The sequence below is a fragment of the Paenibacillus sp. 2KB_20 genome, assembly GCF_052115765.1.
Classification (GTDB): Bacteria; Bacillota; Bacilli; order Paenibacillales; family Paenibacillaceae; genus Paenibacillus_AQ.
On record NZ_JBFRHH010000002.1, the window covers coordinates 469,139 to 492,207 of the forward strand.

Annotated in this window: 15 protein-coding genes; all 15 read right to left on the minus strand. The window is 54.0% G+C overall.

What is annotated here, in order from left to right; translation table 11 throughout:
- Positions 1-159: 159 nt before the first annotated feature.
- Positions 160-1,710 carry an extracellular solute-binding protein gene (locus AB4124_RS07890; protein WP_441972207.1) on the minus strand — a complete coding sequence of 517 codons (1,551 nt, stop codon included), beginning with the start codon at positions 1,708-1,710 and terminating at the stop codon, positions 160-162.
- Between the two features lie 107 nt (positions 1,711-1,817).
- Positions 1,818-2,684 carry a carbohydrate ABC transporter permease gene (locus AB4124_RS07895; RefSeq protein ID WP_076322529.1) on the minus strand — a complete coding sequence of 289 codons (867 nt, stop codon included), beginning with the start codon at positions 2,682-2,684 and terminating at the stop codon, positions 1,818-1,820.
- 72 nt (positions 2,685-2,756) lie between these two features.
- On the minus strand, positions 2,757-3,692 hold the full coding sequence (locus AB4124_RS07900; RefSeq protein WP_076322530.1) for an ABC transporter permease: 936 nt from the start codon (positions 3,690-3,692) through the stop codon (positions 2,757-2,759).
- A 175-nt stretch (positions 3,693-3,867) separates the two neighbouring features.
- Entirely contained in the window at positions 3,868-6,096 is a 2,229-nt protein-coding gene (locus AB4124_RS07905; protein WP_441972210.1) for an AraC family transcriptional regulator, read from the minus strand.
- A gap of 390 nt (positions 6,097-6,486) precedes the next feature.
- Positions 6,487-7,758 (minus strand): endonuclease/exonuclease/phosphatase family protein, encoded by a 1,272-nt coding sequence (locus AB4124_RS07910; RefSeq protein WP_430110194.1) that lies wholly within the window; start codon positions 7,756-7,758, stop codon positions 6,487-6,489.
- A 145-nt stretch (positions 7,759-7,903) separates the two neighbouring features.
- The gene (locus AB4124_RS07915; RefSeq protein WP_441972212.1) at positions 7,904-9,583 is read right to left on the minus strand and encodes a DUF4855 domain-containing protein; all 1,680 of its coding nucleotides are present in this window, start codon (positions 9,581-9,583) and stop codon (positions 7,904-7,906) included.
- A gap of 76 nt (positions 9,584-9,659) precedes the next feature.
- Positions 9,660-10,580 carry a carbohydrate ABC transporter permease gene (locus AB4124_RS07920; protein WP_430110190.1) on the minus strand — a complete coding sequence of 307 codons (921 nt, stop codon included), beginning with the start codon at positions 10,578-10,580 and terminating at the stop codon, positions 9,660-9,662.
- A 104-nt stretch (positions 10,581-10,684) separates the two neighbouring features.
- The gene (locus AB4124_RS07925; RefSeq protein ID WP_441972214.1) at positions 10,685-11,581 is read right to left on the minus strand and encodes a carbohydrate ABC transporter permease; all 897 of its coding nucleotides are present in this window, start codon (positions 11,579-11,581) and stop codon (positions 10,685-10,687) included.
- Between the two features lies 1 nt (position 11,582).
- On the minus strand, positions 11,583-14,177 hold the full coding sequence (locus tag AB4124_RS07930; protein WP_441972216.1) for a DUF5696 domain-containing protein: 2,595 nt from the start codon (positions 14,175-14,177) through the stop codon (positions 11,583-11,585).
- A 15-nt stretch (positions 14,178-14,192) separates the two neighbouring features.
- Entirely contained in the window at positions 14,193-16,247 is a 2,055-nt protein-coding gene (locus tag AB4124_RS07935) for a YIP1 family protein (protein WP_441972218.1), read from the minus strand.
- An 18-nt stretch (positions 16,248-16,265) separates the two neighbouring features.
- The gene (locus tag AB4124_RS07940; RefSeq protein WP_441972220.1) at positions 16,266-17,141 is read right to left on the minus strand and encodes a carbohydrate ABC transporter permease; all 876 of its coding nucleotides are present in this window, start codon (positions 17,139-17,141) and stop codon (positions 16,266-16,268) included.
- Between the two features lie 2 nt (positions 17,142-17,143).
- Positions 17,144-18,094, minus strand: coding sequence for a carbohydrate ABC transporter permease (locus AB4124_RS07945; protein ID WP_441972494.1), 951 nt, complete (start codon positions 18,092-18,094; stop codon positions 17,144-17,146).
- Positions 18,095-18,118: 24 nt separating this feature from the next.
- Positions 18,119-20,995, minus strand: coding sequence for an extracellular solute-binding protein (locus AB4124_RS07950; protein ID WP_441972222.1), 2,877 nt, complete (start codon positions 20,993-20,995; stop codon positions 18,119-18,121).
- A gap of 83 nt (positions 20,996-21,078) precedes the next feature.
- Positions 21,079-22,473 carry an ABC transporter substrate-binding protein gene (locus tag AB4124_RS07955; RefSeq protein ID WP_441972224.1) on the minus strand — a complete coding sequence of 465 codons (1,395 nt, stop codon included), beginning with the start codon at positions 22,471-22,473 and terminating at the stop codon, positions 21,079-21,081.
- A gap of 189 nt (positions 22,474-22,662) precedes the next feature.
- The gene (locus tag AB4124_RS07960) at positions 22,663-22,803 is read right to left on the minus strand and encodes a hypothetical protein (RefSeq protein ID WP_441972226.1); all 141 of its coding nucleotides are present in this window, start codon (positions 22,801-22,803) and stop codon (positions 22,663-22,665) included.
- Positions 22,804-23,069: the final 266 nt, after the last annotated feature.

Sequence of the window (23,069 nt, forward strand, 5' to 3'; positions counted from 1 at the left end):
TACAGAAATATCAAAGATTCTAAACTCTTATTTCTGTTCCGGGTGAACGCTAAATTTGGATCCCCCCTTTCGCGAAATCTGATATAAGCAAGCAGCAGCGTGTACAAGATCGGCTTCCTCCGAAAGAGGAAGCCGTCTTCACCACGTCGTGATTTTGATCTATTTCGCCTTTGCCGCCAGGAACTCATCGATTTGCTTTTGCAGCTCCTGCTGAATTTTTTGGAGGGCAGGGCCGGCTTCCGCTTCGAATTTCTTCAATGTCTCCTCCGGATCGATAACCCCGTTGAACAGCGCATTATAGTATTGTCCATCGACCGTATTGTACTGGCTGACTTCGTTCTGGACCGGAGTGCTGTCGAATTCGAAGCCGGCCAAAATATCAGTGGTGAACATGTCGGCATCGCGAAGCACGGCATCCAATTCATCATTCTTCGGATCGCCACCCACAACAGTGCGCTCATCGACCGGATTCCATAACCAGACATATCCGAATGCAGAGTAACCGGATGTATCCAGGCTTTTCAATTTGTCCTCTCCTGCCGCTTCCCAATGCTTCCCTTCAATTCCGTAAGAGAGCAGGTCGTAGTTTTCCTTCTCATTCGCCCAGTTCAGGAACATAATCGCCCGCTCCTTGTTTTTGCTTACCTTCGGAACAGCCAGGAAATTCCACTGCTTAAAATTGGTGAAATTCGCGCCTTTTTCCGGGTTGAAGAAGGTGACCGTTTCCAGCTCGCCGCCCGGTACATTGTTCTTAATCGTATTCTTGAGGGAATCTCCGATACCGAACGCGCCGTTTGTGACGATGGCTACTTTGCCTGCTGAGATCGGCTGGTGAAAATCTTTCGTCGTCAAAATGTCCTTGAAAATCAGTCCGTCTTTAAACCATTTGTGCGTGTTCGCCAGCCACGTTCCGATCGGCTCCCGATCCTCCAGCAAATTGTATACTTTCCCGTCGTTGTTCTTATAGTAGAGCATCAAGCTGTTGCCGAGCGCGTGGGTCGGCCTGACATGAGTCTCGTAATCGTTCAGCGCATGATGGCCGACGAATGAATACGTGTAGGAGCCTGCGGTCATCGGGATAATGTCTTTTTCCTGCTCCTTCACCTTGTAAGCAAATGCGATCAGGTCATCATACGTCTTGATTGGCGGTACGCCCAGCTTCTCGCGAATGTCTTTGCGCACCATGTAAGAATTGCCGGACATGTAGCTGAGGCCGAGCGGTACGGCCATAATTTTGCCGCCGTACTTGTTGTAGTCCCACATTTGCTGCGGTCGTTTGTCTAGCACCGTTTGGCCGTACTGGGCCAACAGGTCATCCAGCGGTTCATAGAATCCGTTTGCGATCATCTGGTTGATGTGCAGCCATGGCGCATCGAAGATGAGATCGATGTTTTCGCCGGAAGCAAGCGTCACCTGTGTCTTTTGCGCCAGATCGGACCAGGGCACGAACACGACGTCGAGCTTCACATTGATCGTATCCTTCATTCGCTTTTCTGCTTCGGCGATGACTAAATCCATATCCGACGGCCGGTCGCCGGGAATCATGATTTTCAGTGTCACCTCCTTAAGTTTGGTTTCACTGATGGCGCTATCTCCGGTATGACCAGGCGGTTCGGGCGTCTTCACTTCCCCTTCGTTCTTGCCCGAACAACCTGCAATCGCGAAGATTACGATCAGTAACGCGAGCACGATGGGCAATCGTTTTTTCATGGTTCATTCCCCCTGTTTCAAATATAGAGAATATAGGCGGATGGGCCGGCCGAAACCGGCAGCGCTCGAAGGCTCGAACCGGTCAAACGCGCATTCCGCTTGTCGTTCTACCCTTTTACCGATCCGAGCGTCAAGCCTTTAATAAAGAAACGCTGGATGAAGGGATACACGAACACGATCGGGCCAATGGTAACGCAGACGATCGCCAGCTGCATCCCATAGGTCGGCACGACGACGTTGTACTGCGTTTGGCTCCCGCTCACATAAGCCATAACATTCAAATTGGACATAAGCTGGCGTATCATCATCTGCAGCGGCAGCATTTTGTAATTGTCGATGAACAACAATGACAAATACCAGTCGTTCCAATATTGCAATGCGTAGAACAGGCTCACCGTGGCGATTACAGGCAGCGAAATCGGCCAGATGATTCGAAAGAAAATAAAGATATCATTGGCTCCGTCCACAGTCGCAGCTTCATTCAGTTCATACGGCAGCGTCCGGTAGTAGGAGACAAGAATGAAGGCATAGAACGGATTAAGCAGATAGGGCAAAATGAGCGCCCACACCGAGTCTTTCAGGTGCAGCCAGTTGGCAATCAGCATGTAGAAGCCGACCAGCCCTGCACCGAACAGCATCGTCAGGAATGTCAAAAACGATAAAATGTTGCGGTACTTCACTTTCCGGTGGCTCAGCGTGTACGCATAGGCAGCTGTCAAAAGGACGCCCAGCGCCGTGCCGGCGATCGTCACGATAATCGTCATGCCGTAGCTTAGAAATACCTGCTTGCCGGAGAGCAGAAATTTGTACGCATGGAGGCTGAATTTGCTCGGCAGCAACTGGTACCCCGCCGTCTGCAGAAGCGATTCATCAGCGAACGAGTTGATGAACACAATCCAGAACGGAATGAAGCAAAACAGCGCAAACGCGCCCAGCACCGCGTACATCAGAATAAGAAACAACCGTTCTCTCATGTCGATCACACCTTACATTGTCCGGCGAAAAGGCTGCATGGACCGGGCCATTGCCCGTTTCGCCGAACCCTTTTAGAATAGTCTTGAATCCGCGTCCACCTTGCGCGCGATCGCATTGAAGATCAGAATCGTGACGAGCCCCATGCAGGACTGGTACACGATGACGGCAGACGACATGCTGAAATTACCCAGCTGCCGCAGCGCGCGAAATGCATACGTATCGATGACATCTGTCGTCGGAAAGAGTACGCCGTTATCTCCGATGATCGCGTAAATCATGCCGAAATCGCCGTAGAAAATACGGCCAATGCCAAGCAGCGCCAATACCATCACGGTCGGCCGCATCAACGGCAGCGTTATGTACAGCATCTGCTGCATCCGGCTTGCGCCTTCAATTCGGGCGCTCTCGTAATATTCGGCGGAGATACCCGTAATGACGGCCAAAAAAATAATGGAGTTATATCCGGCCATCTTCCAGGCGCTAATCACGGTTAAGATATACGGCCATACGCCCGGCGACAAATACCAGTCCACTCCTTCGTAGCCAAGGGCGACAAGCGCGCGGTTAATCAGTCCCTCCGATGTGCTGAATAGCGTCAACGCCATCATGCTGACGACAAGCCATGAAATAAAATACGGTAAAAAAATAAACGATTGCGTGATTCGCTTGAACAGCCGGTTTCGGATTTCGTTCAGGAAGATCGCCAGCACGACCGCGCTGCCGAGGCCGGATAGAAGAAACAGCGCGTTCAGGAAAACGGTATTCAGCGTTACCCGCAGCCAGTCTTTCCCATTGAAGAAAAACTCGAAGTTTTTAAATCCGACCCATTCGCTCCCCCATATTCCATCCGATAGCCGGTAATTCTGGAAGGCGAGCAGATGCCCCAGCATGGGCATATACGCAAATACGACCAGAAACGCAATGCCGGGCAGCGCGAGCAAGTACAAATACCGGTTCCGCGACAGCTCGCGCACAAACGACCCGCCGAACCTTTTCCGTCGCTCCAAAAAGCGTTCCTCCTTTCTTGTGGGCTTGCAGGATTCGAACGGAGCCATCGTAGCATTCACGGCTGCGGCTTGCCTAGTTCTCATTAGCCGGATTCGGTTCTCGTGTGGCTAAATCGCGGGAGTTCGGCCAGTTGTTATTGTTCTGGCGAGTTCTCAATCGCCGCCCACCCGCCTGCTAATTGGCAGAGTTCCCGGCTTTCTGCCGCGTCGTCCGCTCCAGCCGCTCGCTTGCCTTGCTGTCGCGGTATTGGCTTGGCGTCATGCCGGTCGCTTTCTTAAATGCGGTGAAAAAGTGGCTTTTCGTCTGAAAACCGGACTGCTCTGCAATTTCGGTGATCTGCATGCTGGTCTGCTCCAGCAGCTCCTTAACCTTTCCGAGCCGCTCGTTCAAGATAAAATTCGATAGAGGCATGCCATATTGTTCGTGAAACAGCTGCCGGACATATTTGGCCGACAAAACGATATGGTCTGCGATATCGTCTACCGACAGCAGCGGGTCATGGGTATGATAGCGGACATACTCGATGATTTCCCCAATCAGCTTTTCCTTGCGATTGAAGCCCTTTTGGTCGCTAAGCTGCCGGATAATCCGCCCAGTCTCGTCCTTCAGCCATTCGCGGACCTCGGTAAGCGTGGCGAACTGCCTCAAGTGGCGCTCAATCCCTTCAACACTCTGAATAGACATCATTTTGCTGAACGACTTGACGATCGCAAACAGAAGCAGCTTCAGTTGGAATTGGCACTCGCTATACTTCATCGTCTGCAGGCGCGTGAACACCTCCTCCAGCATGGCCAGCACCTTCTCCTCTTTGCCGCTGCGAATCGTCTGGATCAAGCTTTCATGCACGGCGGAGTCGATCGGCGCTTGTAAATCGGCATACCGTTCAAAGTCTTGTTCAACGTAGATTTTGTCATCACCACTGACAAACTTGAATAATGTCAGCTCGTTCATATCGTCGTATACTTTGCGTAAATCATCATGCACGCGCCGCGCTGAGCTCTCGGCGATCGTCACATCCAGCTTTACGTGACGGGTGACTTGACGACTAAGCTCCTTCAGCTCTTTGGTCAAGCCGAGATCAGGGAGGGAGCTGGCTGTGCCAACCAGCACGACCAGATGGTCGGTCCCAAAATCGACCACCTCGATCGGCCGTTCAGGTGTACCCAGCAGCTCTTCTGCGATATTGCCGATTGCATACTTGAGCAGCTTGCGAGAGACGAAATCGTACCGCTCGGATATCTCATAATAGGAGTCGATCTTGATAACAGCTAGTCGAAGCCACTCATAGTCAAGCAGGCACGATTCGCGGACAATGGCCGCTCTGGCGCCGTCAGTCAGTCTGCCCTGCAGCAGCCATTGCCGTAAATATTCGGTCTTGATCAGCGGATAATGATCGCGAAGCATAACGACGCCCTGCTCAATGACACCGTAATCGTTCTCCCCCTTCACGCCCAGCTTCCGCTGCAGTTGATCCGCCAGCCGGCGGAATGGCCCGACGAAACGGCGCGAATTCCAATAGGCGACCAGAAGCAGCGCGATGAGCAGCAGCAGCGAGCAGGCGATGATGACGGTTTTGAACGCCCCTGCCTTTTCGCGAAATTGCTTCATTTCAGTGACAGATATAATAGTCCACTCCGACGATTCCATTCGGGCATAGTTGACGAACGCTGCCCCTCCCGCTCTGTTCATCTCGAATGAACCTTCCTTCAGCCCCGGTTGGATGTTATCGATGGTCTCCTCGAGCCGCTCATCCTGTTCCCCCAGAATCCATTTTCCTCGATCATCCACAATAGTAAGCAGCGTATCCGCTCTTTCACCGCTTGAGATCAAATGCTTCTGGAGCTCCTTCTTGTCGAACAGAACAACAAGATACCCATCGCGGTTTTTCTGCACTGGAGTCGAAGGAAGCTGAAGCGCCAAATACGATTTGTTTCCTATCTGGTGATCAAAATAGCGGAGAAAGGTCCCGGGAGTGCGCTCAATTCGCTGCAGCATCGGCTGATCGGCAAATTCCTCGAACGGAAGCAACCCAACTTTGGAGTCGATCACCTCACGTTTGCGAAAGCTGAATAAGTAAGCGGTTTCAATATAAGGTTCGTTAGATAAATATTTAGTCAATACCCCCATCGCGCTGGCATTCTGCAGCAGATCGTCGGCGGAAGCATACATCCAGTTTTGCACGGTACGGTCTTCGTACATGGTCAGACTGTACCATTTCAGCTTAGCCAGGATGTACTCGACCCGCTCCGCCATTTCGTTGATGCGGTCCTGATTAAACGTCCCCATCTGGGAATAAGCGTAGTGCGAAAATTGGTTGGCCAGAAACAACGAGAGCGGTATGATGGTGATTGCAAAAAAGATGCCGCTTATCACAAATATGCGCCAGGATGTCGATCTGAACATAGTATCCCCCAGTCCTCCTTCGTCAATGGCAGTTCTCTTATGACTGATATGTCCTATCATAATGCACCCCTTTTCTGTTTGCCTAGTTCTCATTTGTCCGTCAAGTTCTATTTCTCCGGATTCGCCTGCAGCATACGTCCACGATCTGCAATTAAGTGTAGGAATACGCAGTGGGACTGGCCCCAGGGAATGAGACAAATAAAAAACACCTTCAAGTAAATGCAACCATATCGTCAGATATGGAAACAATCTTGAAGGTGTTTTGTCCGTGGCAACAAGAGCAAGTTACTCCGTGGTAATCAAGATGAGGGCAATAAAGCTTAGATTAGCGACGTTCCAGTTTGAGAAGCCTTGGAACAGCTCAATGCAACGTAAGTGTTCTGCACCATTTCATCGCCCTGCGTTCGACCCGATTGTAAATGTCGTTCGCGCCAATTCAGTATATCCGTCGTCGGCGAGCAGTATGGCATCGTAAGTTCCGGCCGATAGGCTCAGGGAGTCGAAGCTGATCGTCCCGTTCGGCGGCTGCCCTTCGCTTGCATACTTCCAAACGATCGACGGATTGCCGATACCCGGAATTATGCCTTCCTGGTAAATGCCGATCCAATCCTTGCTGCCCGATGCGCTCGTATATGTTACGAGTATAGTCTCTTCTTGAGCATATGCCGGCTTATCCGTACATATCGTTGCTCCGTTCAACAAATCGGGGGTCGGAGCGAGCTGCGTGCGGAATGTGGAGACAATTGCACGATGATCGGATGGCCAAGGCGCAAGCACAATATCCGAATAGGGCCCGTTTTCGCCGACGATTTTGCTGTCCAGCGTAGTCGATGGTCCCGACGCATACACAAAATCGATGCGGTCATGTACTTCATTCGTGCCGATTTGTCCGTTTTCCCCCGGCGTCCACGTATTGGCAGGATGCTTAACCGGATTCGGGTGAATTTCACGGTATGAGTCGCGGAAATTTAACTGTTGCAGCTTCGCAGACACGGGCCATTGGATTGAAACGCCAAAATGATTGCTTTTTGTTGCATTCGTCCAATCGAGGTGGGACGGCACATTAAAATCGCCCGTAAGAAATACCGATAGTCCGCGGCTCGCAAGGTTCGGCAGCACTTCGAACCGACTCTTCATCTCCGCCATATGATATTTTTTTTCGTTGCTCAGCACATCATGTACAGATTTTCCGTCCCGTATGTCATAAGGCCCGTACGGATACGCAGACAGGTGCATGTTGCTCATCGCAACCACTTTGCCCGGCCTGACCTCAATGTAAACATACTCTCGCTGGTGCGCGTTGATAATGGGAAACCGGCTCATGATGTTATGGCCTTCGGCATAATAAAAACCGAGCTTTTGCGCAAGCGCGGCAAGATTGCCGCCTGGCTCCTGGATGCCGACGATATCGGCCCCGGCTGTCCGGATCGTCTCGGCGGTTTGATCGAAAGACACAACGCCTCCCCCAAGCCAAATGTTGAAGGTCATAACCGTCAGATCAACCGTTTCCTCATGCACCGCACTTGTAACGTTTGCTTTAGCTAATGCTGGAGTGCTAAACCCGGCCAGCAGCTTCACCGCTGCATTGCAAACAGCAACAACAACTGCAATACGGACCCGCTTGTGACGATGAAACAAGGCTTGGAGGGTGCATACCATCATACAACCAACCTCTTTTCCAATGATTTTTTGAACCATCAATTCAGGCGTGCATCTCAAAGCTGCAATATTGACGACACTTGATCTAGCCGAGCGTGATATGGGAGTGGGATGAGCAAATTGATAACGTATCGTATGAAATCAACGCTCATTCCGCCAGATCGGGCACCGTTTGCTTCACATAAGTACCCTTTACGAATTGATACATAAAGTCATAATTCGAACGCACGGTCGGATCGCTGCTTCTTGAGCTGTCCAGAAGGGAAGTATTGCCTTGATAATAAGCTTTGAAGGCACGGGTCATATATCCGTAATCGACGCCGCCATTCAAATATTCGATGAATCGCTTGCGCATCTCCTGATCGGTGTTCATCCGTTCATCCGTTTCAAATTCAACGCCGATCCCATACTGGCGGGCAAGCCCGGCCGCATCCTCGAGACGCGTCGCTTCTGTTTCGTTGAAGAAATGATTCGGCTGCAGAGCCACGGCGTCAAAGCCAAGCTGTTCCTTAGCGAAGCTGCCGTTTGCGTAAAAATGCGGAATCCAGAAAAACTTCTGCTTGTGATTGCTATGGACAAGATCGCTCGTATACCGGATCAACGGTTCATCAAATTGTTCCCCGAGCCACGCGCTTTCGGCGAGCCAGTACATGCCAGACAATTCGAGATTGGAGTAGCCCGCCGCTGACCATCTTTGTTTAACTTGATCCATATACCAGCTTACGGCTTTTTGTCTGTTATGGAGAGCCGCTTCCGCGCCTACCTGGTCGGGATTGAAGTTCTCCGAAATGCTGTCGCCGTCAACGTCGCCAAAATCCGTCGTAGCGGTGTCCGGGTTAGGAATCATCAGCACGACTTTCGTACGGTGCTTCGGATCGCCAAGTTTTTGACCGACTTCTGCAGTCGCATCGTTCAAATGCTTCATGTCGCCATCCGCGCCAAACGTGGTGTCCAAGTACCACTGCCAATCTTCAAACAAGGCCGTGCTGCCAAAGTTTCGTTCCCCGCCTGGGGTCAGCAAACCAAGGTAAAGGACGCCATCATAAAACCAATCGGTCGGTTCACCTTTCTGGTCGACATAACTAATGTACGGGATAATTTTATCTTTTGTCCAGATGCCTTCTCCGTTTGGATACCAGCCGTTGTACAGCAACACAAGATCGCGGATGCCGTTCGTATCTTTGCCTGGTTCCAAATAAGCCGGCTCTTCAGGCTTGATCCGAACCGCATGCTTTGCTTTGCCGTCCGTACCCCAAATTTCAATTTCATCGAGGAATGTCCACGTTTGCGTCGTAAACGTAATTTTTACATAACGCGCATATGCCGATGAAGCGTTCTTGTTCGGATGCGGCAATCCGTCCGCTGCTGCGTCCCATATATAGAACTGTTCGGTTGCCGGTCCCGGCTCCCACAATGGAATTTGTGTATTCCGATGTGCCAGCGTCCCCCAGTTTTGGCCATCATCGGAGACGTACATCGAAACCGTTACGGGATAAAATATTCCCGCATTGCTGTCCTGCATAAAATGCGCTTTGATGGCGTTAATGGATTTGAAATCCTGCAAATCGAACACCACTTCTCTTGTGATACCGCGAAGATGTCCCTGCCAGCCGGGGTTCACATATTCCAAAGGCTCGTATACCCCATCGGTCAACTCGTTTCCGGAGTCAGGGTAACTTTCATTCGGGGCCGCGGAGAACTGATAGCTGGATTCGGCCGCCAGATTCCTTGGTGTTTCTGTCTCTTCTTGGGCCAGTGCACTTGGAGTAAGGGTAAACAGCATGACGGCAATGATCGTGAGTATAAATCCATTTTTTTTCGTAAACATCAGATTACCTCCCTATAAATTCTGGACCCGACATTCAGAGCCGGAATACGGTGGGTGTATCCATCATGACATTCGATCAGCCGACGATGCCCGAGCGTTCGACTCCTTCGACGAAATGCTTCTGCAAGAACAAGTAGAAGATCATCAACGGAATGATCACCAGTACGGTGCCCGCATTCAACCGAATAGAGGTCAGCATATATTCGGGCGAGCTCGCAGCCAGCAAACCGGGCAAAGACGCAAGCTGCATCGACAGCACCTTTGTATCCGTCAAATACATCGAAACGTAGAATGAATCGTTATACTGCCAGACGAATGAGAACAACACGACGGTGATGATCGCCGGCATCGCGTTCGGCAGCATAACCCGATAGAAAGTTTTGAATATACCTGCGCCGTCCACGAGAGCGGCCTCCTCTAGTTCTCCGGGAAGCGAGCGGAAAAATTGCTTGAAAATATAAATGTAAAGCCCGTTTTTTAGCCCCGTCGCCGTAATGGACGACAAGACAAACGGCCAATGGGTATCAAGCAGGCTGACACCCGGTCTGCCGGTAAACAGCTCTACAAGCCCCAACGGATCGAAATACCGAAAATGCATGTACGTCGGAATCATAATCGTCTGCGGCGGGACGATGATCGTGAAGACAACGAGCATAAATAGGAGGCCTTGCCCAGGATACTTCAAGCGCGCGAAGCCGTAACCCGCCAGGGCGCAGGAAGCCGTCTGCAGGACGGCAGCCATGGCCGAGATGCCGATCGTATTGAGCAGCGCATCCATGTAATTCATTTTGTCTAGCACGAACGCCAGATTGTCGAGGGTGGCATGCTTCGGAAACCAAATGATCGTTTGATCGTAAATGTCTTCTTTTCCCCGAAGGGCAAGTGAAATTTTCAACAGGATCGGATACAGGATCACATAGCCGATGCCCATCACGAGGACTGTGCGGAACAATGCCCATGACCAAGCCTTGATTTTGCCGGCGGCTGTTACAAGCATGATGCCCCTCCTCCAAATATAGTGTAGCTGCGCAAGCTCCCTTCAAGCCGTTCAAGCTTCCACGCTGGCTAAAGCTCACAGCAGCTCCGATTCGGCAGCCAGCGCTATGAATCGTAATAAAACGCCCTGCGTGAAATGACGGCCGTGAACAAACCAAGCAGCAGCACGATGACACCGAAATAAATCCAGGACATTGCAGCGCTCAAGCCGAAATCAAACAGCTTGAACGACGTTTCTTTCAGCAGGCTGGCCATCCGGCTGTTTAGGAACGAGTCGATGATCGTATAGATCACGTTGGTCAGGATGAGCGGCGCCATCATCGGAAATGTTATTTTCCAGAAATTCTCGTACCCTGTGGCGCCCTCGATTCGCGATGCCTCATAGAGAGACGGGGGGATCGACTGTAGCCCTGCCAAAAAAATGAGAATTTGCACGCCGGACGAGCTGATGATGTCATAGATTCGATCGACTGCGTCTGCCAAATAATTGACGAGCCCCCGGTTCATGCCCATATCGTACAGGATGCCTTTCAGCTCGAAGCTGCCGAGACTGCTGAAGCCGCCCTCTGCGAGCGTCTGCCCGATCGCCTGTGACATGTAATCGGCCCAGCCCAGGCTGGAGATGACGCCGGTGGACACGATAACCGGCAGGAAGAAAATCATGCGCGCGAGCGACCGGCCCCTGAACCTCTGGTTCAGCACGGTGGCGATAAACAGGCTGAAAAAGATGATAAGCGGTACGTTCACAGCCATTCCGATGACCGACTCGGTCAGTATTCGGTTGAACGTCGCATGGACATAGAAAGCGTGCTTGTAGTTGTCCCAACCCAGATATTTAAGCTCAAGGCCGCTTTCCCCCAGCTTGAGCTCATGCAGGCTGAATTGAAAAGATTGGGCCAACGGGACAGCAAAGAGGAAAATGAATCCGATCAGCCACGGCAACGTAAACAGCATGCCCATCAGCGCCCTCTTGCGCTGAAGAGTGAAACGGACATGACGCATGTCACTTCCCTCCTATCCGATAGCTTAGCGCACCGACGGCATAGCCGCCCGGTGAAACCGGTTTGTCGTTGTAATTGACCGTAATTGCCGTGCCGTCCTCATACGTGGTCCGGTAGACTCCTTCAGACAGCTTCTCGTGCCGGGAGATTCGCAGGTGCCGGACCGGCTTCAGTGCCTCGTTCACTTCCTTGTAGGCTGCGGCTGCTTCCTCGACCCAGTCCCCATAGCCGGCCGCGTACAGTTCGCGGGCTGCGGGAGACTTCAGCTCGGACGGCATGCTGTACACCCAGCGATAGTAAACGTTTGAACCCGTCTCAATCGCCTTCAAAATATTTTTTCGGGCAGACTGGTCGTCCGCCTGGTTGAACGGCAGGCCGGCCAAATCCGCGTAACCGTGAAGAACAATCTGATAAAAAGGGACCGATTCGTTCTCCAGGTTAAATCCGCTCGAAGCCGCAGGCGCATTCACGATCGTCTGCGCATACGGCAGCAAATAAGCGTTACCGCCGCTCGCCATCAGATCCGGAAAGTCCGCAGACAGCTCGATCAGCTGAGATTCGACGATCGCTGCGCTCTGCTGCCGGTCTGCCGGCTTCTTCTGGTCGAAGTCGGAATAGAGCGTGTCGCCCAAATCCCGCAGCGACAGCCCGCCGATGCCGAGCGGCTTCACTGCCTTGGTGAAGCTGCGGATAACCGCAGGAAGCCGGACAGGAGACAGCGGGTAGTGGGAGAAGGACTCCCCATCGAGGATGAAGCTTGGCCTGTCGACACGGTACACGCTCGCAGTCTTCTGCGACATGTATTTGATCGCATCGCGTCCAGCGCGGAATCCGTGACCGTCCGTATAAACGTTCAGGAAGGCCGCGTCCGGATAGAACCTGACGCCCTGCCCGCGCAGCTTCTGCGCGAACTCGGTAAATGTCGCCCGTCCGCCAATCTCTTCACCAACCGCCACCCGCGACGGGTAACGATGTTGAGTCCCGCCGTTAAACCAACCCATATAACGCAGCTTGACGGCTGCCACCTGTTCCTTGCGCAAGGCGGCAAGCACCTCCAGCGCCTGATCGAGCGTCGTCAGCGGCGTGACCGCATCATACGGCACGCCCAGCATCGATTTGCGCGTTTCCATCCCGCCGACGAGCTCGAGCACGAACGGAGTGTCCGCCACAGGTTCCAGCCTCCGCAGCCGGTTATGTTCGGCTAGATAGTCGCGATACAAAGCTGCCATCCCGGAGTAGTCTGCCTTGTCATCCGCCAGAAATCCGTAACGAACAACGATGTCCCCTCCGTACGGCGTTTTCTGGTGAACCGGATTCGTACTTGTCGCCGAGTTTCCGGCGATGATCACCTTATCCCTGCTCGCTAGCGTGAATGACGGGGCGATATAGTTATAGCCGTTCAGCCTGCCGGCGATGTCAGCCTTGATGGATGCAATCGCGTCACCCTGCTCAATGATGCCAAGCCAAGCCGCGTCACCCGCCTTCATCCCAAATACGGGCAGTCGGACCGTCTCATGCTCCGCCAGCTTCTCATCCCTGGCGATCGCGCCGTCCTCTCCGTACACCGGAGCGAGATATGGTGGTTCGACGGTCCGCCCGTTGTTCAGCCGTATAAGCGCTCCTGACCCATCGGGGACGAGCATGTAACCGGACTGCAATGAATCGGCCGCCCCGAAAAACTCCAGCAGCGTTATGGTATGCAGCGGCATTGTCCCCGTTTTCTCAATCGCTCCTGCATCAATGCGGACGACAAACTGCTCCCCGTCGAGCCTGAATTCGACCGGAATCGAAAATCGCGGCCGTCCGGAGCCCGCTTCCGGCTCCAGACCATTCTCTTCATCGTCGTAAGCCAGATCCTCCTCCCCGTATCCGACCTGATCTAAAATGTCGATCACGGCAGACACCGCCAAACTGGGCAACTCCCGCCGCGTATACACATCGCGGTCTGCTTCATATTTGAACCGCTTTTTCATCTCGCTTACGGCCCGTTGTTCGTCCGACAATCGGCTGATAATCCGCTCCTCGAAACGACTCCCGGTCATCACTCGCGGTATAGACTCAATCCCGCGGACGACCTGGCCGACCGTATACGTCACCTTCACCCCGTTCTCGATCGGCTCCGTTTCGAACTGTCCAAGCGCGACACTGTCCGCATAGCTGTCGTACTCTTGCTCCTGGCCCGTATCCAGCAAGTAGGACAGGAAAAACAGGGATGCCAGCCGATCTTTATGCACTCCTGACGCGATTGGGTCCGATTCGCGGCTCGTGGGGTTGGAGTACCACAATCGGCCGCTTTCCTTGTGCCTGACGGCAAACGACGTCGTCTGCCGGTCCATGAACAGCGTCAGCCGGCCGTTTTCGGCCGCCTTCTCCATCCCATCCGGAACGGCGCCCTGATCCTGAATCCAGGGGAGCGCGGGCGCCGAAGCGGCTGCCGCCGTTCGGCTCGCCTCGAGCCGGGTTTCCGCTTCAGCAATTACGGCAGCCGGGTCGTCCGGCGCGGACAGCGAAGACAAGACAACGGCGGCCACAAGCGCAAGCGCCGAAACCCCGGCCGTGATGATAACGAACCGTCGCCAAAGCATGCTCATTCGCATCAAGCGCATCTCCCCTCATATCCGTAATGATAATTCCTGGTAGACCGTCAAAATAAAGACGACCAGTTGCTGAATCAAGCTAAACACCAATAGGGCCAAAAAAACGATGATGGCAATAACGACGACCGTCAAAACCATCGTCACGACAGTCTTTAGCGGCGTGTACTGATGCACCGTCAGCGTGGCCACGAACAGCAGACCGGCAAACCACAGCACGCCGATCGTGCCAAATAACGAGTAGAAGCTCAACTCCTGCAAGGTAATCATCCAGCCGAACGCCAGCTGCAGCGTGCTGGCCAGCAGCAACGGCAGCATGGCATAACCGCTCGCGATAACGATCTCCTTGAACGTCCCTTCTCCGTCCATAAGCGTCGTCAGCGACCAGTTGGCCACGCACCAGACCAGAAACGGTATAACAATGAAGGCGAATTCCTTCACACTGTTGATCCGTTCCCACTGCCCGCCCGAGACGAGATAGCCGGAGTAGAAGGCGCGCAGGACAAAGATGAAGCCGACTAGCGCGACGATAGTCAACGCGACCCAGAGCCTACCCTTCCCTTCATATTTCAATTCCCAGAACTGCTTGAACGGTCTGACGGTCGTAAGCAGCGCGGTGCGGACTGGCCCATACTCGTCATCCGATGATCGCTTTGGCGCGAATCGCTTGGCGAGGACTAAGACCGCGATGGTAGCGGCGAGGCAAGCAAACAGCCAGGCAAAGTTGTTCCACAGGAACGCTTTGCGGTAGCCGGCGAACGCCTTGGAAAAATACGGGCGCGAATCGCCGAACTTGAAACTCGCCATCGCCGCTTCGTAGTTCCCCTCCTCCAGTTGGGCCTTCCCTATGCCGATATGGGCAAGCTCAAGATTGCCGTTGAGCTTGCTCGCTTCGCGCCACAGCCTTGCCGCTTGCTCTTCCTTGCCATTGTAGTAAGCCGATGCCGCATCAAGCATAAGCGCGCCGTAGCGTGTCGGCTTGAACAACGTGAGCCTGTTCAGTGCGCGGTCGAGCACGAGAATGTCCCGTCCGAACCAGGCTACATCCGCCGGCCCGCGGAAATTGCCGACCTTATCGCCGATTTGGCCGAACTGGAACAGCAGATTCCCGTCATAATCGTAGGCAAATGTGCGGCCTCGCTTGGAGTCCAGTACCAGGTAGATCTGGTCGGCGTCAACATCGATGGAGATCAGCGTAGAGCTGCCACCGAAGCTGCCGGAACGCGTCGAGCGTAAATCTCCCATAACCGGAATCATGCCATCCTGCCTGAGAACGTCGATACCCGATGGATTGAGTCGCTTCACCATATCAATCGTAGTTCGGTTCTCCGTTGCCGTCGCATAGACGAATTGTTCGGCGTCGATAGCCAGATTGTTGAATTCGATCGGGACGTACAGCGCCATTTGCCGGCGCTGCGCATCGGTCGCGAGCTGCTTCCAGAACAGGTCTGCCGCGTTGAAGCGGACCGGATTTTTGCCGAAAAAGCCGCTGAAAACCCCATTCGCATCAAATTCTACGATGCCGTCGAACACACCCTGACTGACCGCGAACAGCCGCCCCGCAGAGTCGAGTGCCAGCTTTGTTGGCAAAAATTTAAAATCCGCGCGAAGCGTCTCGGACTCAGGCGGCCCTACGATACGCACGAGCTTCCCTTCCCCGTCCAGCTCGACGATCCGCCCATTCTGCGTGTCTGCCACGTGAATATGTTGCTCCTTGTCGACGAAGACGCCTTGCGGCTTATTGAACGCATCGGCCTTGCCTTCACGCTGGAAGGAATCGATAATCCGGACGAGCCGCCAATTTTCGTCCACCACGACAACGCGGTCGTTGCCCGTATCCGCGATATAGACGCGCCTGTCCGGCCCGACAAACAGATCCTCCGGATTATTGAAGGCCTCCGCATTCACAGTCGAGCCATAGATGACCTTATCCGGCATATACGGCAGCGGAGCCGGAACGGCCTCTCCGTCAGAGGAGTAATGATAGCCATAATAGGGAGCCGCATCGGCTAGCGGGGGCGATGCCAGAGCAAGGACAAGCATAACGAGAAGCGGCAGCCATATCCGATTCATTCCTTTTGTCCCCCCCTCTCAATCTTTCATACCGGATGTCGACATCGTTTGGATAACGTTGCTTTGCGAGATAATGAAGATCGCAATCGGCACTGAGATCATGAGCAGCGTTGCAGCCATCGAGGGTCCCGTGCGCACGATGCCGCCCGCCAATATTTGCCCGAGCGCATGGTCGAGTGTCTTGAGCTGTTCGCTGTAGATGTAGATTTTGCCAGTGCCGCCCGCGCCCCACAACCCTTGAAAGGAGAAAATGATGAGCGTCATCCAGGCCGGTTTGACGATCGGCATCACGACCCGCCATAAGATCCGATACTCGCTGCAGCCGTCGATGCGGGCTGCCTCGAGCAGCGCGTCCGGTACCATTTGCTCCATAAACTGCTTCATCAGGAACAGTCCGAGCGAAGAGCCGAGCGCCGGAATGATGACCGCCCAATAGCTGTCCAGCAGGCCGAGCCACGACATCGTCATGTAGTTGGGAATGGCCATCACATGCCCGGAAAACATGAGGGAAAGGACAACGATGGTAAAAAGCACGCCTCGCCCCCGGAAGCGGCGTTTGGCCAGCGGGTAAGCGGCCAAAGACGCCAGTATGACATGGCCCGCCGTGCCGACGACCGCAATAAAGACAGTGTTGAATATATAGCGCGTATATGGCACCCAGAATGAGGACAGCAAATAATATAATTCCGTAAAGTTTCGCAGCGTCGGATACCGGACGAAAAACCTCGGCGGGAACCGGAAGATCTCGTCGAGTGGCTTAAACGCGTTGCTGACGACAAACAGCAGCGGCAGCACCATAAAGGCGCCGACGAAAGCAAGCGCCAGAAACAGCAGAAGGTCGACGGCAAGCGAACGGTTCCATCTTCGATTACGTCGAATCCGTATCGTCGCCAACTTTATTCACCGACTTTCTTGAGCAGTCTTTGAACAAGCAAATTGGAGCCCAGCATCAAGGCGAACAGCACGGTCGCGATCGCCGATGCATAACCCATCTCGTACCGGATACCGCCATAATCGTCCAGATGGGTGACGATGGTGTGGCCTGCGTACTGCACGCTCGGAAACCCGGCGATCTGGGTCGAAACCTCGGCAATTGCGAATGAAGCTGTAATTTGGATAACCGCGCCGAACATAAGCTGCGGACGCATTGACGGGAGCGTGATATACCACAGCTCTTGCCAACGGTTACGGATGCCGTCGATCGCGCCGGCTTCGAATAGCGTTTTGTCCATCCCCTGCAGTCCTGCGATGAACGCCAGAAAACTTGTGCCCAAACTGAGCCAAAGCTGCACGATGATCAGAATCGGCAGGATGTAGTTGATGTCGGACAGCCACAATATGGGCTCCATAATGATACGGTTGCGCAGCAGGAAGGCGTTGACGAAGCCGTAGGAATCATTCGCAAACAGCAGCTTCCAGACGATAAAGGCGTTGCCCGACAAAGACGGGGCGTAGAACACAAGCGTGACGAAGGCGCGGATCTTCGGCGACACTTCGTTGATCAGCCAGGCTAGGACAAAACAGGCCAGATAGCTGATCGGGCCGGTAATCGTCGCGAGCAGGATCGTATTCTTCACCGCAATGAGGAACACTTCGTCGTTAATAAACAAACGGGCATAGTTGTTAAGCCCGACCCAGTTCGGGAACGCCAGCATATTGAAATCCGTCAGGCTGAGCAGCATAGACATGAGAACAGGCAGGACCGTAAATGTGAAGAAGATGGCGAAGAACGGCGCCAGCATCATATAATCCTGCCGGCTCGCCTTCAACTCGAACAGCAGCCTGCGGAATCGAGTCGGACGCTCCGTCCGAAACGGCGCCGCGCCTGCCTTCGTCTGTTTAGACAGTACGCTTATGATGCATCCTCCTCTCTAATCCGTTGGCAAATGAAATTCGCGACGTTTGACCGTAATTTCCTGGTTGATCGTCCGCGCGTAATCCTTCAGCGTCTCGCGCGGATTAGCCCCTTTGTTCAGCACCTCGAAAAACGCATTGTTCAGATGGCGCTTCGTGAAATAGCCACCTGGCACGTCCGGAACACCGCGTACCCATTCCAACTGCTCCATCAGCCGCTCAAAATCGTCAGCTGGCCAAGGCAGCTCCCGCAGCGTCTCCAGATTGGCCGTCGGATACCGCGCTGCAGCGCCCATGAGCGCCTCCAGCTCCCGGCCGAACGTCAGCTGGGCTTCCTTGCCGGTCCACCAGTCGATGAACGCCCAGGCGTTCTCCTTATTCTTCGCACGCTTGAACATGACCGAGCCGAGCGTGACGGACGCGCTTTCGCGATGGATTGCGCCTTCGCTTTCTGGTGTTCCCGGGACAGGAGCGAAAGCCCATAAGCCACGGATTTCCGGAGCGAAGACGACCAGTGAATTGTAGGTTGTGTAGTCCGCGATGCCCACCGGCATCTCGCCGATGCGGAACCGGTTGATGAAATCGAATTGCTGCGGTGCCTTGTAGTTGACATATAGATCCGTCCACCGCTTGAAAGCCAACAATGCTTCCTCTGCATCCAATCCCGACGCCTTGCCTCCGTCCTTGTAATACGAGCCGCCGTTCTGGTACAACAGAATGTCCATTGTCACATCCGGCGTCAATCCGATCGACAGCTGTCGCTTGTTCAGCACCGGGATAAGCGCATACATTTCCTCCCATGTCTGCGGCACCTCTGCGCCGATCTCTTCCAGCACGTCTTTTCGGTAGAACAGCATCGGAAACGTCTGCTGCTCCGGGATAGCGTACACCCCGCCCTCGTACTCGAACGGGACGAACGCGCTGGCTGCAAACCGCTGCTTCACATGCTGGAACGAGTCAAAGACCGACAGGTCCTGCAAAGCGCCACGCATGGCGAAATCGATGACATTGCTAGACGCGAGTGCCACATCAGGCCCGGAGCCGGCCAGCGTCGCTGGAAGCAGCACCGTCGGGTCGACTAGCCGCAAATTGACGGGAATGCCGGTCTGCGGGGTGAATGAGGTGTCGATCATCGATTTGATCAGTTGGGCCTGATCCCGCCCCCCTGTAACCCAGACGTCTACCGCCTCCGCCTCCTCGTCGGTCGCGCCGACTGCATCGTAATCGGTGTAAAACGACAGAAGGAACTGCCGGACGCCGTGTTCCGCATTAGCCAGCCACGATACGTCCACTTGCGGAAGCCGGGCTTCTTCTGAAGCGACGATCAAATAATCGATTTCCAAAGGCAGTTCCTTCGCTGTCAACATCCACGTCCCCAAAGCGACGATATTGGATTTGAACGCATCCAGACGCTTGGCGATCGATTCCGGGTCATCCACCAGATCTAGCAGCTGAAAGGCGACCGTATTCAGCACCGCCATCCGCTCCCCCTTGCCTCCATACAACTGCTCCATGCTTCCGATCACGCCTTGAAGACGTCGGCCCTCCACCTCGAATGTCTCGCGCAGCTCGGGAATCCGCTTCTGCAGCTCATAATCGCGGAACGGGTCAGGGGACCCGCCAGTAATCATAATGATTTTACGGTACAGCTGGTTCAGCTCCAGCACGGCTTGCTCGACGCTGCGGATATGCTGCGTCATTTCGCCCAATGTCACTTCGAGCGATAGCCTGTGCTTTCCTTTCGTCAAATAGAACAGATAAGGCTCTTCAGGATTGCCCAGCTGCATCATCTGCCACCCACCGCCCGGCTTGAAGCCGATACGGTTTGCTTCTGCGAAGGGAACCTGGCCGTCGATCTTGAGCCGCCGTGAAACTTCGAGGGACTGGACAAAATGCTGCCTATACTTCACGGCGATCTTGTACAGTCCATCCTGTGGCGCTTCGAACGTCCACGTAATGGATTGTCCCGGGATGCGCCAATTGTTGCCGCCAATCGTATTCAGCCGGATTTCCTTTGGATGAAACGGCTCGGTGGCGGGGCTGGACCGGTCGGCAAGCGGATACAAGGTCGGGCTCGATTTGACCGCAGCGTCTTCACCTTGCACGGAGATCAAGGTGCCTTCCGCCGGTTTGCCGTATCCGAGCCGCTCGTACGATGCCTGCAGGTCGGCGTAAGCGGGTATTTCCTTGGCCGGGCGCAGTACCAAATAATCGACCAGCATCGGCTCCCGTACGGAGCGGAGTGTAATCCTGTGCTTTCCCTTGGCAAAATTAAACCGGTAAGGTTCCTCATAATAGCCGTCCGCATCGGAGAGCGCCACCTCCTCCCATGCCGGGATTTCCACCTGGGACGGCCTCATGTCGTTTCCGTTCGCATCCTGCTGGATGCGCTCCTCCTTGTTGCCCCAAGCACGTGGAAACAGCAACCGCTCTGCTTCGGTAAACGGAAGCTGACCGTCGATGAACAGCGCCCTCTCAATCGCCTCGCTTCGGCCTTCCATTGGGTAATAGCGCACGTAGAGATGATAGAGGCCGCCCTCTTCGATGTCGACGTCCCAGCTGATCTCGCCGCTCTCTCCGGACAGAGCGGCGCTTCCTTCTACCCCCTCGCGCTCCATGGCAACGACAGCGCCGGAACCACTGATCGGCTGCCGCTCTGCTTCAATCCGTATCTCGTCTGAGGGAAGACGCTCGTCTGCATGGTCCTGAAGATAGCGGGCGTACGAGCCCTCCTTCCCCTCGAAGGCTTCCTCTGGAGAGACAGTCTTAACTGCCGCGTCCGTTGCCGCTAGCGGCGCGGAGCTTCCATCAGGCAACAGCAGCAGTGTGGCCCAGCCAAGCACTCCGCATAGGACGGCTAACAAGCTTCGTTTCCAGATGGCTCGAACTCTCATCCGCCACTCCCCTCTTTGCTCGCGAACTTGTGCGGCATCCGGGAGACTTCCCGAAGCCCGGGCACCGCGGAGTATCGCTATGATTACTGCGCTGCATCGAGCAGCCCTTCCAGCACCGGACGTACGCTCTTCATGCCCGTTTCCGGCGTTTCCTTGCCTGCACCGATATTATCCCAGACCTTGCGGATTTCCTGGCCAAAGTTAGGGATTCCCTCCCAATCCTTCGGCTTCATAATTTTTCCCATCTCCATGTAGTTGTCGAGGCTCTTCTGATCGGCAAACAGCGATTCCGTCCAAGCGTCCAACTCCCCCTCCTTCGGCATGTAGCTGAGCAGGTACTCGGCGTAGATGCGGACAGCATCCGGATTCGCACCCTTCGGCACGAACCAGAGCGTCGGCTGCATCGCGTTGTGGTAAGCGGTCGCTTTCGGCCCTTTCGGAATGAAGATGAAGCCGTAATCATTCCCCAGGTTCGTCTGAATACCGCCTCCCTCCCAACCTTCTCCATACCGCATCGCGACGATGCCTTCGTTGAAGGCGTTGATGTAATCTTCCCAATTGTCAGTCTGGTTCGGCTTGACGACTTTGTGCACATTACTCAAATCGCTATAAAACCGGAGCGCTTCCATCGCATTTTCGTCGTCCCCGGTGAACGCCAGCTTACCGTCGACCACCTTTGTCACGTCTCCGTCATTCGACGCGATAAATGCCGGTACGAAGTTTACTGAGGTAAGCGCCAGCCCGTACTGGTCAATTTTCCCGTCACCGTTTGTATCCTTGGTCGACTTCTTCGCTATATCCAGAAACGTATCCCAATTCCACTCCCCTTTCTCATGCAGCTCTTGTGGATCTGGTAAACCCTCCTTCTTCAATATCGCCTTGTTGTAATAAATGCCGCCCCCGCCCCCTACAGCCGTCGAGAAGCCGTACACTTTGCCATCGAAGCTGCCGGTCATCCGCATTTCAGCTGGCCACTTTTCGTTGTTAATATCCAGAATGCCATCAATCGGCTGCAGGAAATCCTTCTGCACCATCGCAGGGAATGCCCGATACCGCTCCAGCAGAAAGACATCCGCGATCGGCTCGCCGGCTACGATGGACGCTGTAATCTTATCTTGGATATCACCCCAGGGAATCTGCTCGAATTGAAACTTTGTATTGTACTTCTTTTCCAATTCCTGCTCGAGGGCGATTCGCTGCTCGCCTGCTTCTGTGCCCTTCTCGCCTCCGGCATACCCCCACGATATGACGCGCACCGGTTTTCCCTGCATGTCAATCGTTTGCTCCTCCTCAGGCGCCTGCTGCTCTTCCCCGCTCTTTGGCTGCTCATCCTCCTGCTCTGTCACGGCCACCTGAGGTTCCGGTTCCGGCTTCGGCTCGTCGGCGGAATTCCCTCCGCCCCTTGTGCACCCCGTCAAGAGAACAACGAAAACAAGCACAACAACGAAAAGCCATTGCTTCCTGCTTTTAATACTCATTTCTTTAATACCTCCTTTTTGCTTATTCTTTCGCATGTGCCGGGCAGCGCCGGCAATTACGCATGCCAGCTCCGCGACAGCTCGACAAACGGCCCGCCGAACGTTCTCCGTAGCTCGACATTCCTCCTTTTCTTGTGCGGATTGCAGGATTCGAACGGAGCCATCGTAGCATTCACCGCTGCAGCACGCCTAGTTCTCATTGGCCGGATTCGGTACTCGACTGGCCGAATCAAACGGGTTCCGCCGGTTGTTTTTGGCCCGGCGGGTTCTCAATTGCCGCTGGACCAGCTTCATTAGGGATTTGATCGAATGGGTCGTAATCATTTTCATATAGGAATCACATTTTCTGTGCAGGAGTTGGAACAGACAGAGAAGTGAATCCATATGAGAAGATAGGGTGCAGAGCGCGAAGTAACGTATTGGAGGAACGTGGAGAACGAAAGATAACTAAGAAGGTACAAACAGTATAGGTGGATACATAACTAGTTAAAGGAAACAGCGAACATAGAAAAACAGCACCCTCCGCTTTAAAAGCGAGGGGTGCTGTTTTGATAAGAGTTTTTACGTTCGCTCAACGCCACCACCATTTGCGTCAT